This window comes from Nocardia sputi (assembly GCF_023501985.1).
Genome location: NZ_JAMFLC010000013.1, coordinates 22127 through 36099, shown reverse-complemented (window position 1 = coordinate 36099; position 13973 = coordinate 22127). Strand labels below are relative to the sequence as shown.

General features: G+C 69.4%; 14 protein-coding genes. 7 read left to right on the top strand and 7 right to left on the bottom strand.

The genetic code is table 11. From position 1 onward, the window contains the following. Nucleotides 1-13: 13 nt before the first annotated feature. Nucleotides 14-1951: an MFS transporter gene (locus M8859_RS17280; RefSeq protein WP_249644534.1), complete on the top strand. Its 1938-nt coding sequence runs from the start codon at nucleotides 14-16 to the stop codon at nucleotides 1949-1951. Then, complete coding sequence (locus tag M8859_RS17275) at nucleotides 1948-2529, top strand: DUF2771 domain-containing protein (RefSeq protein ID WP_159925078.1); 582 nt, start codon at nucleotides 1948-1950, stop codon at nucleotides 2527-2529. Before M8859_RS17280 ends, M8859_RS17275 begins: the two co-directional genes overlap by 4 nt. Nucleotides 2530-2596: 67 nt before the next feature. Here the strand turns inward: M8859_RS17275 and M8859_RS17270 are convergent, their stop codons facing one another. After that, the gene (locus M8859_RS17270; protein ID WP_159925080.1) at nucleotides 2597-3202 is read right to left on the bottom strand and encodes a TetR family transcriptional regulator; all 606 of its coding nucleotides are present in this window, start codon (nucleotides 3200-3202) and stop codon (nucleotides 2597-2599) included. Between the two features lie 114 nt (nucleotides 3203-3316). On the opposite strand from M8859_RS17270, the gene M8859_RS17265 reads away from it, so the two are divergent. Then, nucleotides 3317-4843 carry a sulfatase family protein gene (locus tag M8859_RS17265; RefSeq protein ID WP_159925082.1) on the top strand — a complete coding sequence of 509 codons (1527 nt, stop codon included), beginning with the start codon at nucleotides 3317-3319 and terminating at the stop codon, nucleotides 4841-4843. A 41-nt stretch (nucleotides 4844-4884) separates the two neighbouring features. Here M8859_RS17265 and M8859_RS17260 read toward each other — a convergent pair whose 3' ends face one another. After that, the gene (locus M8859_RS17260; RefSeq protein WP_195070398.1) at nucleotides 4885-5304 is read right to left on the bottom strand and encodes a cold-shock protein; all 420 of its coding nucleotides are present in this window, start codon (nucleotides 5302-5304) and stop codon (nucleotides 4885-4887) included. A gap of 188 nt (nucleotides 5305-5492) precedes the next feature. On the opposite strand from M8859_RS17260, the gene M8859_RS17255 reads away from it, so the two are divergent. After that, a complete protein-coding gene (locus M8859_RS17255) occupies nucleotides 5493-5735 on the top strand; it encodes a hypothetical protein (RefSeq protein WP_159925086.1) in 243 nt (80 codons plus the stop codon). Between the two features lie 420 nt (nucleotides 5736-6155). Next, nucleotides 6156-6785, top strand: a complete 630-nt coding sequence (locus tag M8859_RS17250) for a resuscitation-promoting factor Rpf1 domain-containing protein (protein WP_159925088.1) — start codon at nucleotides 6156-6158, stop codon at nucleotides 6783-6785. A gap of 83 nt (nucleotides 6786-6868) precedes the next feature. Here M8859_RS17250 and M8859_RS17245 read toward each other — a convergent pair whose 3' ends face one another. Next, complete coding sequence (locus tag M8859_RS17245; RefSeq protein WP_159925090.1) at nucleotides 6869-7057, bottom strand: hypothetical protein; 189 nt, start codon at nucleotides 7055-7057, stop codon at nucleotides 6869-6871. Nucleotides 7058-7175: 118 nt separating this feature from the next. Here M8859_RS17245 and M8859_RS17240 point away from each other — a divergent pair, with 118 nt between their 5' ends. Further along, nucleotides 7176-9470 (top strand): helicase-associated domain-containing protein, encoded by a 2295-nt coding sequence (locus M8859_RS17240; RefSeq protein WP_249644533.1) that lies wholly within the window; start codon nucleotides 7176-7178, stop codon nucleotides 9468-9470. Here M8859_RS17240 and M8859_RS17235 read toward each other — a convergent pair whose 3' ends face one another. Beyond that, the gene (locus M8859_RS17235; protein WP_195070319.1) at nucleotides 9471-10001 is read right to left on the bottom strand and encodes an LppU/SCO3897 family protein; all 531 of its coding nucleotides are present in this window, start codon (nucleotides 9999-10001) and stop codon (nucleotides 9471-9473) included. Between the two features lie 292 nt (nucleotides 10002-10293). On the opposite strand from M8859_RS17235, the gene M8859_RS17230 reads away from it, so the two are divergent. Then, nucleotides 10294-11124 carry an efflux RND transporter periplasmic adaptor subunit gene (locus M8859_RS17230; protein ID WP_159925094.1) on the top strand — a complete coding sequence of 277 codons (831 nt, stop codon included), beginning with the start codon at nucleotides 10294-10296 and terminating at the stop codon, nucleotides 11122-11124. Nucleotides 11125-11128: 4 nt separating this feature from the next. Here the strand turns inward: M8859_RS17230 and M8859_RS17225 are convergent, their stop codons facing one another. The 3 genes from M8859_RS17225 to M8859_RS17215 form a co-directional block, all read right to left on the bottom strand. Then, the gene (locus tag M8859_RS17225) at nucleotides 11129-12541 is read right to left on the bottom strand and encodes a M1 family metallopeptidase (RefSeq protein ID WP_308221206.1); all 1413 of its coding nucleotides are present in this window, start codon (nucleotides 12539-12541) and stop codon (nucleotides 11129-11131) included. A gap of 69 nt (nucleotides 12542-12610) precedes the next feature. Then, nucleotides 12611-13249 carry a LysE family translocator gene (locus M8859_RS17220; protein ID WP_249644532.1) on the bottom strand — a complete coding sequence of 213 codons (639 nt, stop codon included), beginning with the start codon at nucleotides 13247-13249 and terminating at the stop codon, nucleotides 12611-12613. A 50-nt stretch (nucleotides 13250-13299) separates the two neighbouring features. After that, nucleotides 13300-13971: a DUF3239 domain-containing protein gene (locus tag M8859_RS17215; protein ID WP_159925098.1), complete on the bottom strand. Its 672-nt coding sequence runs from the start codon at nucleotides 13969-13971 to the stop codon at nucleotides 13300-13302. Nucleotides 13972-13973 lie beyond the last annotated feature (2 nt).

Here is a 13973-nt window from a genome sequence, read left to right as displayed (position 1 = left end):
CAGAATTGGAGTCGTGACTACTCCCCGCGAACCTTCCGGTCCCGACCGTGATCGGTGGGCAGGCGAGGAGTCCCCGCCGTTCGATCGGCACCCCGGTTTCGACCGATACCCGCCACCCAACGCGCCCCGACGCCGCAGGCCGCTGCCACCGCTGGGTCCGGAACCCGGCCACACCTCCGAGCGCCGCGACCAGCCGGGATCGCCACCGCCGAGTCCGCGGCAGGAAGCACCACGGCCTCCAGAACCCCCGCAGACCGCACGGCTTCCACACGGACGCGCTTCCGAGCAACAGAAGCCCCCCGGCCGCACGGCTCGGCATATCTTCCCGCACCGTCCGCAGCCGCCACGTCACTCGGAACCACCGGGTCGCACCGAACCCGACTACCCCGACACCGCCGTCGAAGAACAGGTTCAACCACCGGAGAGCCCGGCTCCCTCCGACGCTCAGCGAATGCCTCGCAAGTTGACGGTCACGCGCGTGGCCGCCATGCGAGGCAGACAGCTCACCGAGAAAGGCATCGCGACCTTCCAGCGCGCGGCCAAGGCCGACGGCGCGGACGAGTCGGGTCTCACGGCGCTGACCTACGCGACCATGGCGAACTTCGCCCTCGACGCCGCCATCGCGGTGGCGCTGGCCAACACGCTGTTCTTCGCCAGCGCCACCGCGGAGAGCAAAACCAACGTCGCGCTGTACCTGCTGATCACGATCGCGCCGTTCGCGGTGATCGCTCCCCTGATCGGCCCGATGCTCGATCGTTTGCAGCGCGGCCGCCGCCTGGCGCTGGCGACGTCGTTCGCGGTGCGCGCGGTGGTCGCGCTGGTGCTGATCCTCCAGTTCGACACCTGGGCGCTGTATCCGCTCGCGCTGTGCATGATGGTCGGCAGCAAATCGTTCTCCGTGCTCAAGAGCGCGGTGACGCCTCGCGTGCTGCCCCCGGACATCGATCTGGTCCGCACCAACTCCCGTCTCACGGTGTTCGGGCTGGTCGGCGGCACCATCGGCGCGGGAGCGCTGGCCGCGCTGGCCGCGGCGATCGCGGGGTCCACCGGCGCGCTGGTGTTCGCGGCGCTGATCGCCTGCGCGGGAACGTACCTGAGCCTGCGCATCCCTTCCTGGGTCGAAGTGACCGAAGGCGAGGTGCCCGCGACGCTGAGCTATCACGGCCCCGACGCGCACACCGAGGTGCTGTCGTCGGACAAGGAGTCGTCGGTGCCGCCGCGCAAACGCAGGCAGCCGCTCGGCCGTGCCGTGGTGACCGGGCTCTGGGGCAACAGCGCCATCCGCGTACTGACCGGATTCCTCACCTTCTACGTCGCGTTCGTCGCCAAGGCCACCGAGCACCGGCCGGTGCAGCAGGCTCTCATGCTCGGCGTCGTCGGTGCGGCCGCGGCCATCGGCAACTTCGCGGGCAACGCGACGGGCGCCCGGCTCGAGCTCGGCAGGCCCGCGCTGATCGTGCTCGGCTGCACGGCGGCCTGCGCGCTGGTGGCGCTGTTCGCGACGTTCGCCGACAATCTGCTCGGCGCGGCGGCCGCCGCACTGGTCGCGGCCGCGATGAGCGCGCTGGCCAAGGTGTCGCTGGACGCCTCGATCCAGGACGACCTGCCGCCGGAGTCGATCGCCTCCGGCTTCGGGCGATCGGAGACCGTGCTGCAGCTGAGCTGGGTCGTCGGCGGCGCGGCGGGGGTGCTGCTGCCGACCGACTATTGGAAGGGTTTCGCGGTGGTCAGCGCGATACTCGTGCTCGGCTTGGTGCAGACTTTCCTCAGCTTCCGTGGCCACTCGCTGCTGCCCGGCCTCGGCGGCAACCGTCCACAGCACGCGGAGCAAGAGGTGCCGACCGCCCGGCCGCACGGGTACCCCGCCGACGCACCCCGAGCGCAGGAGCCGGGGCCGCGCGGCGGTGACACCAAACGGATGCAACGAGGGCAAGGAGACCCGATCTGGTGAGCAAGCTCAACACACGCACGATTGCCGCGCTGGTCGCGGCCGCCCTGCTCGTGCTCACCGTCGCCTTCGCGGGCGTGCTGGCGGTGCTGATCCGCGACGCCGACGAACCCGATGTCACCCTCACCGCCTACGCGCACGGCAAGACGATCACCGTACGACCGTTCAGCTACTGCGCGGTGACCATGCGAGACTGCAGCATCCTGCCCGCGGAGAACGTGGCGGGCACGGTGTTCGCCACACTGAGCTGCGCCCCCGACACCCCGGACTGCCACCGCGGCCGCACCGTCGAGCTGGAAGTCCCCGCCGGTTACCCCCTGCAGCTGTCGCTGCCGAAGCAGGTCGCGGACGCTCCTTGGCTCGCCCAGCTCGTCTACCTCTTGCCGAACGGCGAGAAAGTCGACCGGGTGATCAGTCGCAACGACTACCCGGACCGCGCCCTCGCCCTGACCATCGATTCGAAACCGGAACCCGATCTTCGCCTCATCGGCGTGGAGTTCCAGCTGCCGATCCTCGCCCGCGACGAGACGGGCCGGGAGTTCTACGTGCCACACGCGACCTGGTCGATCAGCACCGCGTAGTAGTCGACGCGACGCGCGCCTCGAGGATCGGCCGCCACTTCCCGCGTGGCGCCCCCGCGCCGGTCGTTCAGGTCGGTCGTTTCAGCGTGAGCGCGGCGCGCACCAAGCGTCCGACGGCGTCGACTCGCTCCGAGGACCCGCTGCCGCCCACTTGCACCACGGTGATGACCACCGCGGTGAAGATGGCCTCCAACGCTATCGCGGTATCCCGGGGATCGAGCTCTTCGGCGATGTCCCCGGCCTGCTGACCGGCCCGCAGCGCCGCTTCGAGCACTTGCCGGATGCGATGCGGCACAACGCCGTCGACCAGCCGAACGAGCAGTCCCGGTTCCTGTCCCGCGAGGACTCGATGCACCAGCGGATACGAGTCGAGTCTGGTCACGAACCGGCTGACCACCTGCTGCCAGTACGCGGCGTCCATCGACCCCGACAGCGCCAGCGCGTCATCGCACAGCCGGGCGGCGTCGCGATCGAACGCGGCGACGAAAAGAGCCTCTTTGTCCGCGAAGTGGAAGTACACCGCCGACGGCGCCAACCCCACCTCCCGGGCCACCGCCGCCACCGAGGTCGCGCGGAAACCTTGGTCGGCGAATCGGCGAGTGGCGACATCGAGGATCGAATGCCGCGTCTGTTCGCCGCGCGCCGTGGCGGAGGTCGTCTCGGGTCGTGACACCCGTGCACAGTATCGCGGCCGTCTCCACCAGCAGAAAAGTCTAATTGAATGATTTCATCAATTCATCAGTTACAGTGGGGGCGTCCGTCCAACCCGAATCAGGAAGGTGCGTCCGTGTCCGATTCCGCTCAGTCTTCGACCGGCCTCCAGGGTCCGAGCCGACGTCGAGTTCTCGCGATGATGGCCGCCTCGGCGCCCGTCCTGAGCGGCGCCCTCGCCGGTAGGACGGCCGCGGCTCCGGCGGCCCGGCCGAACATCCTGGTGATCATGACCGACCAGGAGCGCGCGGACGTGGTCCTGCCCGCGGGCTTCACGCTGCCCGCGCGCGCCGCGGTGGCGGCCGCGGGCGTCCGATTCGCCATGCACCACACACCGACGGCGCCGTGCTCGCCCGCGCGATCGGCGTTCTTCTCCGGATCGCACGCGCCGGTCACGGGCATGACCGACAACGTTCGCGGCAACGACCTCATGGGCGCGGTCCTCGGGCCGCTGCATGCCTGGAGCCCGAACCTGGACACTACGATCCCCACCATCGGAACCGTGCTGAAGAAGGCCGGCTACCGAACCGCCTACATCGGCAAATGGCACCTCTCCGAGCCGGTCGGCGCCGACAGCACGGCGCTGTCGGCGTACGGATTCGACGAGGCCTACGACATCCTGTCCGGCGGGGGGCCCAACGAGGGCGCCCGCGAAGACCCCGGCGTCGTGGAGAACGCCGTCGGCTGGCTGCGGCGGCACGGCAACGACCGCCAACCGTGGCTGTGCGTGGTCAGCATGGTCAACCCGCACGACATGATGTACTGCCCGCGCTTCTATCGGCTGGAGGACGTGCCCGATCACGGCGCCGACGTCCCGCCGAACTTCGAGTCCGACCTCTCGACCAAACCGCGCGTGCAAACGGTGTGGCGCACCATGAACGAAGCCGTCGGCGGCCTGATGCCGAACGAGGTCGACTCGCCACTGGGGCGCACGCAGTGGCGGCAGTGGGGCAACTGGTATCTGGAGTTGCTGCGCCGCACCGATCACCTGATGGCCCAGGTCCTCGACGCCTTGGCCAGCAGTGGCGGCGCGGGCGATACCGTCGTGGTCCAGGTCGCCGACCACGGTGAACTGGGCGGCGCGCACGGGCTGCGACAGAAGGGCGCGATGATCTACCGCGAGAACAACCGCGTGCCCTTGGTCATCGCCGACCCACGCCACCCCGCCACACACGGAACCAGCACGGCCGCACTCACTTCACACATCGATCTGGTGCCGACCCTGGCGGCGCTGGCGGGTGTCGACGCCGTCCCCCCGTGCCCGCTCGTCGGTAAGGACCTCACACCCGTGCTGACCGACCCGGCAGGCGCCGTCCGCGACGCGCTGCTGCTCACTTCCGACGCCAAGTCCAGTGGCGGTCAAGCACCCGGCCTCAAATATTGCCTGCGAGGCACGATCACACCCCGCTACAGTTTCGCCCGCTACTCGACGCCACAGCAGATCGCGGGCCCGCGCGGCGAATTCGAGTACGAACTCTACGACCGCCAGGAAGATCCGCTCGAGCTGCACAATCTCGCCCACGACGGCGGGGCGGCGGAATTGGTCGAACAGATGAACGATCTCGTCGACACCCTCATCGCTCGAGAACTACGCCGTATGTGATGTCCGGCGCCCGCGGACCAATTCGCAGGCGCGACATCGACCTATCGGTCCAGTTCGCGCGCGACCGCGCGGACGACCTCCGAGATGCGTTGCGCCGTCTTGCGATCCGGGTACTTGCCCTTGCGCAGATCGGGCTGCACCTTCGCCTCGAGCAAGGTGATCATGTCCTCGACCATGCCGTGCAACTCGTCCGGCGTGTGCCTGCGCGCGGGAGGTTCCTTGCGCGCGTTGCGTTCCTGGCCCTGCCGGACCGAGGGCGGCGCCTCCAGCAACTTGAGGCTCAGCGCCTGGGGGCCGCGGCGGCCCGCCGCCATGCCGAACTCGACGCGCTGGCCCGGCTTCAAGCCCTCGACACCGTCGGGCAGCGCGGACGAGCGGACGTAGACGTCCTCACCCTCGTCCTGGGAAAGGAAGCCGAAGCCCTTTTCGACGTCGTACCACTTCACCCTGCCGGTCGGCACTGCGCTCACCCGTTCGTCATCGAAAACTCGGACCCCTACGGCCCGAGCACATCTGTCCACCAGGCCGATCACGCGACCGGCCCTTTTCTTGTGCGAAAAGAACGCGCCCAGCAGGATTGCAGGACGCGATTGCCATCGAGTCTACCCCGGTGCGAATAACACAAGCACATCAGTTTTACCGTCGAGCCGTGACGAACCCTTCTGCTCCGACTCCGTCCGGCGGCGCCCCCCGCCGGCGCGGCGACTGGTTGCTACAACTCGCGCTCTGCCTGTTCGCGCTGGGATTGCTGGCAATCGTCGCCATCTTCGCGATCCCCGTGCTGACCGACGGCGAACCGGGTCTGTGGCTCTATCTCGGCGCGATGCTCGCGCCGCTGGGGTTCGTCCTCGCCCTCGTGTTCGCGCTGCGCTCGGGTCGCAGAGCCCGCTGAACGAGAGCGCCCGCGCCGACAGCGCCCGCCTCCGAACCGGCGCAAACCGGTTACCCGGCACGAACGTTACCCGCTCCCACGTGTGATCCTCATCACATAACGAGAGGGTCACGGGCGGGTCACGGCGGACGGCCAGACCGGGCGCGGCCCATCTAGCTGCGCGAAGGCTTCTCCCCTCATCGAGATGGCGTTGAGACCCGTTGGTACACGCCGGTTACCAAATAGTGATTTTTCCCGCGGTTCGTCGTACGGTCTATCCCAGCCGGGACACCCGGCACCACCGGCCCGCCGCACCGAGCCTCGCCCCGCGGGTACCGGAACCCCGACGGAAACGTAGGGGCGAGGGCGGAACGGACGACCTCTCAGTCCGAACCAGAACCGTAGACGTCGCAGGTGCGTCGAGAGGAAGACGAACCCGATATGAGTGGACGCCATCGCAAGCCAAGCTCGACCGGCCGCACGGTAGCCAAGGTTGCCGTCACCGGCGCCATCATCGGCACCGCCGGTGTGGCCCTCGCAGGCAACGCCAGCGCGGCACCCGACTCCGACTGGGATCGACTCGCTCAGTGCGAGGCCGGCGGCAACTGGGGCATCAACACCGGCAACGGTTTCCAGGGCGGGCTGCAGTTCTCGCCCAGCACCTGGCGCGCCCACGGCGGCCAGGAGTACGCCGCCGCCGCCAACCAGGCCACCCGCGAACAGCAGATCGCGGTCGCCGAGAAGGTGCTCGCCTCGCAGGGCTGGGGCGCTTGGCCCTCCTGCTCGTCGAAGCTGGGCCTCAGCAGCAAGCCCACCCCGCGCTCCGCGCCGGCCGCCACCGAGACCCCGAGCTGGAACCCCGCGCCGCAGGCCGCCCCGGCCGCGCCGGCGGACAGCTCGAAGCAGATCTTCTCCGCCGTCGACCGCGCTCTCGAGGTCGTGCAGAGCCAGGGCGTGGTTGTGCCGAAGGAAGCTCTCGACTTCTTCAACGCCGCCAAGTCCAGCGGAGTCACCCTCGACCCCGCGGTGGTGAACTTCTACGAGGCGAACAAAGGCCTGCTGCCCTCCTGATCGCCACCTATCGTCAAGACGGGCCCCGCATCCTCGAGGATGCGGGGCCCGTCTTCGTTGCCGAGAACGTTCCGGTCGCGGGCTCAGCGGTTGATCACCGTGTTCGGGTGCATGTAGGGCAACTGCTCCGCGGGGACCGGAAACTCGGTGTCCTCGCCATAGGGCGAGAGGCCACCGGAACGGGCCGACGAGAGCTCGGTGACCGCGTGGTCACCGTCGGCAATCTTCGGCCAGCCGTTGTCGACGTAGGATTTCTTCGATTTGTTCACCACGGCCCCATGCTAACCCGCCCGCTTCCCCCACCTCTGGGGGCATCGAGGCCGTACCCCGACCATGGGCTGTCGCGTGACGGATCGGATCGCCGGGCGTTGTCATCGTAGGCTGGACAGGATGACCGTGACCGATTCCCTGGCCGGATGGCTCGGCGCCCGCAGTGATGCCCAGCTCGTGACGCTGCTGCAGCTTCGGCCGGACCTGGCCGTGCCGCTGCCCTCCTCGATGGCGGTGCTCGCCGCGCGTATCGAGCAGCGCGCGTCGGTGCTGCGCGCCACGGAGGACCTGAACACCCTCGAATTCGCCCTGGTGGAAACGCTTGCGGTGCACGGGGTGACGCGCACGGACACCGGCCCGCTCAGCCGCACCGAACTGCATGTGCAATTGAGCGAACGGGCGACGTCGGCCGCCATCGATGACGCGCTGGAACGGCTCACCGCTCGTGCGCTGGTCTGGCTCGACGCCGAGCAGGGGCTGCATCTGATCCCGGCGGCCGCCGAGGCGTTGCCGTGGCCGATCGGCACCGCGACCGAGATGCCCGACGCTCTCACCGAACCCGAGGTGATCGCGGCGCTGCCCGAGCTCGCGCCCGCCGAGCGGGCCCTGCTGGACAAGCTGGCCGCGACGGGCCCGCGCGGCCGCACCAAGGACGCCGCACCCGGCACTCCGGCCGATCGACCGATCCAGCGGCTGCTGGCGCGCAGGCTGCTGCACTGGATCGATGACGAGACCGTCGAACTTCCCGTCACCGTCGGCCAGGTGCTGCGCCGGGAACCGGTCACCCACCCTCATGCGCTGACACCGCCGCAACCGGAGGCCGCCAAACAGACCCCCGCCGATGTGAACGCGGTCGCGGCGGGCGAGGTCGGCGAGCTGCTGCGGCACTGCGCCGCCGTGCTCGAGGTGCTCGGCCAAGCGCCCGCTCCCGCCTTGCGCGCGGGTGGTCTGGGCGTGCGGGAGCTGCGCCGCATCGCCAAGCAGGCCGGTGTCGACGAGCCGCGTGCGGGTTTGCTGGTCGAACTGCTGGCGGCCGCGAAATTGCTCGAGAAAGGTTTGCCGGAACCTCCACCGGACTTCGATTCGGCCGATGACTTCTGGGCGCCGACTCCCCTCGTCGACTCCTGGCTGGAATCGCCGCCCGCGCGGCGCTGGGCCACGCTCGCGCTGACCTGGCTGGATCTGGATCGGATGCCGTGGATGATCGGCATGCGCGACGCCAACGACAAGCCGCTGGCGGCGTTGTCGGTGGAGCTGCGCACCCCGCACGCGCCACGCGACCGGCGCGCGATCCTCGGCGTGCTCGCGGAATATCCGTCCGGCACGGCGCTGGACCCGGCGGACATCGGCCGGGTGCTGGCCTGGCGGCAGCCGCGCAGGCGCAGGAGCTTCCGGCCGGAGGTGGTCGAGCAGACCCTGGCCGAGGCGGCGGCGCTCGGGTTCGTCGGCCGCGGCGCGCTCGGCTCGGCGGCGCGGGCGCTGCTGCACGCGGCGCCGACCAGCGTGGCCGACGCCGAAGCGGCGATGGAGGCGGCACTGCCCGCACCGGTGGATCACGTGCTGGTCCAAGCGGATCTGACGGTGATCGCCCCCGGTCCCCTGACAGCGGATCTCCAGCGCCGCATCGCCTTGGTCGCCGACGTCGAATCCGCGGGCGCGGCAACGGTGTACCGGATCGGCGAGTCCTCGGTGCGGCGCGCCTTGGACGCCGGTTCGACCGCCGCCGAACTACACGCGCTGTTCGCCGGGCATTCCCGGACGCCGATCCCGCAGGCGCTGACCTATCTGATCGACGATGTGGCTCGGCGGCACGGTCAGTTGCGCGCGGGCATGGCGCAGTCGTTCATCCGCAGCGACGACCCGGCACTGCTGGCACAGGTGCTGTCCGCACCGGTGGCGAGCACCTTGGCGCTGCGGTCGATCGCACCGACTGTCGCGATCGCCCAGGCGCCGCTGGCCGAACTGCTCGAGCAGTTGCGCGCGGCCGGTTTCGCGCCCGCGGGTGAGGACTCGGCCGGCGCGATCGTCGATCTGCGTCCGCGTGGCGCGCGAATCTCGGTACGGCCCGCGGCGCGGCAGCCGTATCGGCCGACACCGCCGAGCACCGAACAGCTCGAATCGCTCGTCACCGAGCTTCGCGCGGGCGAACGTGCCGCCAGCGCCCGCTCCGCGCACGCGGTGCGCCCGGACGGCACGCGGACCAATACCGCCGCCACACTCGCCCTGCTCCAGCTGGCGGCGCGAGTGCGGCGATCGGTGAACATCGGCTACGTCGACGCCCAAGGGGTCGCCACGCAGCGGGTAGTGGAGCCGTTGAAGGTGGGCAACGGGCAACTGGACGCGCTGGATCCGGTCACCGGCGCGGTCCGGCACTTCACGCTGCACCGGATCGCGTCGGTCGCCCTGCTGGAATGATCAGCTCTTCGGCTTGCCCGTGCAGAAGGTGACCTTGGGGTCGGTTTCGATGAGGCGGAAGCCGTCGGCGTCGGTGCCGCACAGCAATTCGTCGGCCTGGCCGTCGATCCGCTTCAGCACCTTGAACGTGGCGTCAGCGGAGCCACAGTCGACGTGCTTGTATCCGGTCGTGCTGCTCTCGTTGTAGCAGCTGCCTTCCTTGAAGTTCGGCGCCAGGCACAGGAACGCGGTGGTACCGCCGCCCAGAGTCTCCTCGTAGGAGGTGTAGTCGGCGGCGCAATCGGTCTTCGTGTCGTAGGACTGCGCGACCTTGTAGACGGCCTTGTCCGACGAGCAGTCGACCGGCTCGGTCTTGGAATCGACCGACGAGCCCTCGATGACGTTGATGCAGTCGCCGACCTTTGCCTTGGCGGTGTCCGACTTCCCCGCGTCTCCGATCAACGAACAGCCGGCCACCGTGACCACCACGGCGGCCACCGCGACGAGGGCGAGCACAATTCGTGCCAGCAGCCTCGCTCCTGGAACCTTCACCTGAAAACCTCTCTACCGAACACGTCCACGGGGTCGTGAACGCGGTGAGGATACCCGCCCGACCAGAGCGGCCGCATCAGACCGCCGAGTGACCCGAGCGGCCGCGTACTACATGTGCGTTCCGTAGAGCCCCATGAGCGTGAAACCGAGAATGCTGGGAAGCAGACGACCGAGCAACAGGAACGCAGAGTAATTCACTAGCAACGCCTTTCGCATCTTCTGTGCAACTGGACTCATGTCCGGTATGCGGAGTGTGTCGTCGTCCGAGACCGGGTCGTTACGCTTGATCGATATGACGGTCGAGGACGTCGCACACGACCTGTACGGGCTGACGCCCGCGCAGTTCGTCGCGGCGCGCACCGCCCGGGCGGCCGAGGCTCAGCAGGCGGGCGACAAGCAACTCGCCGCCGCGATCGGCAAGCTGCGCAAACCCACCCTGACCGCGTGGGCGGCGAACCTGCTGGCCCGCGTGGCGCCCGAGGACGTGGCGGCCTTGCTGCGGCTCGGCGCGGCCTTGGCCGCCGCTCAGCGGGAACTCTCGGCTGAACAGCTGCGCGACCTGACCGCGCAGCGGCAGCAGCTGGTCAACGCGCTGGCCAAGAAGGCGGGCGCGCTGGCCGCCGAACACGGGCATCCGGTCGGCGAGGGCGTCGTGCGGGAGGTCGGCCAGACGTTGACGGCGGCGCTCGCCGACCCCGAGGCGGCCGAGCGACTGCGCACGGGAACGCTCGCCACGGCGGCGAGCTACGAAGGCTTCGGACCGAGCGGGCCTGGTCTGCTCGCGGTCCCCGAACCGGCCGCGCCGCGCGGGCGAGCGGCGTCCCGGCGGAAGCCGGACGACAGCGCGCGCCGCGAGCTGGCGGACGCCCGGGACGCGCTCGAATCAGCCCGCGCGGCGAGAGACTCGGCACAGTCCGCGCTCGAGGAGGCGACCGAGGAGCTGTCCGGCGCCGAAGAGCGCGTCGCCGCGCTGCGCGACGAACTCGCGCACGCCGAACAACAGCGGCAGTTCCGCAAGTCGGCCGAGCGGTCGGCCAAGGACGAACTGCACGCCGCGCAACGCCAGCTGGAGCGAGCCGAACGCAGGGTGGCGAAGGCCGGAGAGCACGTAGAGGACGACTGACGATTCAGCTCCGCAGGACGCCCGGGAACAGGTACTCCTCCGGCGGCGGCGCGGTGGTGTTCAGCCACGCGTGGAAGAACCCCGTGAGGTCGCCAGGCGACCTGGACTGCACGAACGCGCGGAACTCCGGCATCGATGCGTTGCCGTAGGAGTGCGCGGCGAGGAAGTCCCGGACGGCCACGAAGAACACTTCGTCGCCGATCTGCTTGCGCAGCGCGTGCAGGAACAGCGGGCCGCGGTAATAGACGGAGGTGAACTCGTTTCCGGCGCCGGGATTCTCCAGCGGTATCTGCCAGAACCGCTCGCTGTCGCGGTACTTCCGGATGGTCTCGCGGTAGTCGTCGTCGACGTTCTTGCCCTCCATCCGCTCCGGCCACAGGTAATCGGCGGTATAGCTGGCGAAGCACTCGTTCAGGCAGATGTCCGACCACTGACGCACCGAAACCCAGTTGCCCCACCACTGATGCGCGATCTCGTGCACGACGGTCTGCAGATCGGTCCACGGTGCGTAGAGCGGGCGGGTCTGGGTCTCCAACGAGAAGGAGATATCGGCGTCCAAGTAGATGCCGCCCGCGGCGTCGAACGGGTAAGGGCCGTAGAGCTGCTCGGAGAAGTCGAGGATCTCCGGCAGCCGCTGCTCGATCTCGCGCTGGCGCGCCCCCGCGTTGGGCGCGAACGCGCTGATCAGCGGCGTGCCGTCGGCCCGGCGCTGTTCGAGATAGCCGAATTTGTCGATCGCCACGGTGGTCAGGTACCCCAGCACCGGCTCGGCGTTGGCCCAGCGGACCTTCCGCTTGTCGCCGCGCACCTCGTTCTCGGTTCGCACACCATTGGAGACCACCTCCCACTCGGCGGGGACGGTGGCGTTCAGCGTGAACGTGGCCTTGTCCAGCGGGGTGTCGTTGAGCGGGTACCAACTGGTCGCCGAGTGCGGTTCACCCGCGACGAACGCGCCGCCGCTGGGAGCGAACGTCCACCCCTGGCCTTCGGTGTTCATCGCGGGGCCCGCGTAGTCGACGGTGACGGTGAACGGCAGGCCGGGCAGCAGCGGGAGCATCGGGGTCACGGTCAACTCGTGCTCGCCGTTGCGGTCGAATCCGGCGGGGAGCCGGTTCACCGACACCATGCGCACCTCCGGCCCCGCGAAGTCGAGGTTGAACACGCGCAGGGCCTGGGTGGCCGCGGCCGTGATCGTGGTGGTGCCGGTGAGCTGACGGCTCGGCGGGTCGTAGTCGATGCCGACCTCGTAGTGCTGGACGTCGTAGCCGCCGTTGCCGTCCAGCGGGTAGTACGGATCACCCAGGCCCGGCGCGCCGACCAGCGGGTCCGCGGGCGGATCGGCGTGCGCGGGCGACAAAGGCACCGCGACGAACACACACGTGACCGCGGCGTACATCCGGCCGGACAACCTCGACACCAGTGACCACCCCTCTACACCCCGCCTCATACCGGTACCGGCGCACCGGCCTCGGTGATGGTAACGGCTTCAGTCGCCGCTGCCGGTCAGCGCCACCGACGCGCCGACACCGAAGATCATCATCCCGCCCGCGCCGCCGACCGCTTCCAGCCTGCGCGGGGACCTGGCGAACCACGACCTCGCCGAGGCGGCCAGCAGCGCCCACGCGCTGTCGGAGACGAGGGCGATGGCGAGGAAGACCGTGCCGAGCAGCAGGAACTGCCACGACAGCGAACCGGCGGCCGGATCGGCGAAGTGCGGCAGCACCGCCGAGAAGAAGACGATCGCCTTGGGATTGGTGAGCCCGACGATCGCGCTCTGGCGCAACACCCGTGCGTTCGGTGTCGGTTCGACCGTCGCACCCAGCGCCGCGCGCAACGCCGAGCGCTGGCGAATCGCCTGAATTCCCAGGTACATCAGATACAGCGCACCCGCGAACTTGACCGCGGTGAGCGCGAGCACCGACGTCGTGAGCAAAGCCCCCAACCCGATCGCGACCAGGACCAGGGCGGCGTAGACGCCGGCGGCGTGCCCGAGCACCGAGAGCAACGCCGCGCGCCGGCCGAGGGTGAGCGCGCGACCGACGGTGAACAGCACGCCAGGGCCGGGAACAACGATGATGACGACCGCGGCGGCGACGAATGCCAGCAGATTGGACGCTGGAACCATCTTTCGAGTGTAGGCGCACGCGCACCGGAAACGGTGCGTCCGCGGCAGATTCAGGAGCCGAGGTCGCCGGGCAAATGCTGCGGATCGAGCAGCAGCCGCTTCGTGGTGGTGTTGCGCACCTTTTCGGCGAGCCCGAGATTGTCGGCGAGCAGTCGCCACTCGGTTTCGCTGATCGCGGCGCGGGCGCGGGCGATGACCGAACCGTCGGTGGTTCCCCAGGAGATCGGCATGGCGCTCAACGATTGCCAGCGCTCACCCACCTGCCGTGGCGCCCAATCGGTACGCACCGCTACCGACGGCACTCGCTCGCCTGCCTTGGCTTCGTGACCAGGAAGGGCACGGACCTTCCGGGTCACCAAGGCATAGCGGGGCTCATCGGTCTCGGGCGTCGACACGTCGACCAAGGCGAGCAGCACCACCGCGCCGGAGGGACGAGCCTCCGAGACCACCGCGGGAACCAGCTCGCCGTCCGCGTAGAGCTTGTCGATGCTGGAATGCCGCGGCGTCCACAGGGCTACCCACAGTGCGGTCACCGCGCCGAGCGCGAACGCGACCGCGAGCAGATACGCCCAGGTATGGTTCAGCCAGATCAGCAACGCCGTTCCGCTCGCCGCGACCACCGCGGCGGCGATCGCCATGAGACGTAGGCGTCGAAGGTCGGCGAAAACTTCGTTCACCGCGTGAGCGTGCTCGCGGTCCACCGCGAATTCGAAGCGTCGCACGA

Excerpts from the sequence above, each read along its gene's own strand:
- M8859_RS17250 (WP_159925088.1), top strand. The coding sequence starts at position 6,156 with ATGAGTGGACGCCATCGCAAGCCAAGCTCGACCGGCCGCACGGTAGCC.
- M8859_RS17240 (WP_249644533.1), top strand. The coding sequence starts at position 7,176 with ATGACCGTGACCGATTCCCTGGCCGGATGGCTCGGCGCCCGCAGTGAT.
- M8859_RS17230 (WP_159925094.1), top strand. The coding sequence starts at position 10,294 with ATGACGGTCGAGGACGTCGCACACGACCTGTACGGGCTGACGCCCGCG.
- M8859_RS17220 (WP_249644532.1), bottom strand. The coding sequence starts at position 13,249 with ATGGTTCCAGCGTCCAATCTGCTGGCATTCGTCGCCGCCGCGGTCGTC.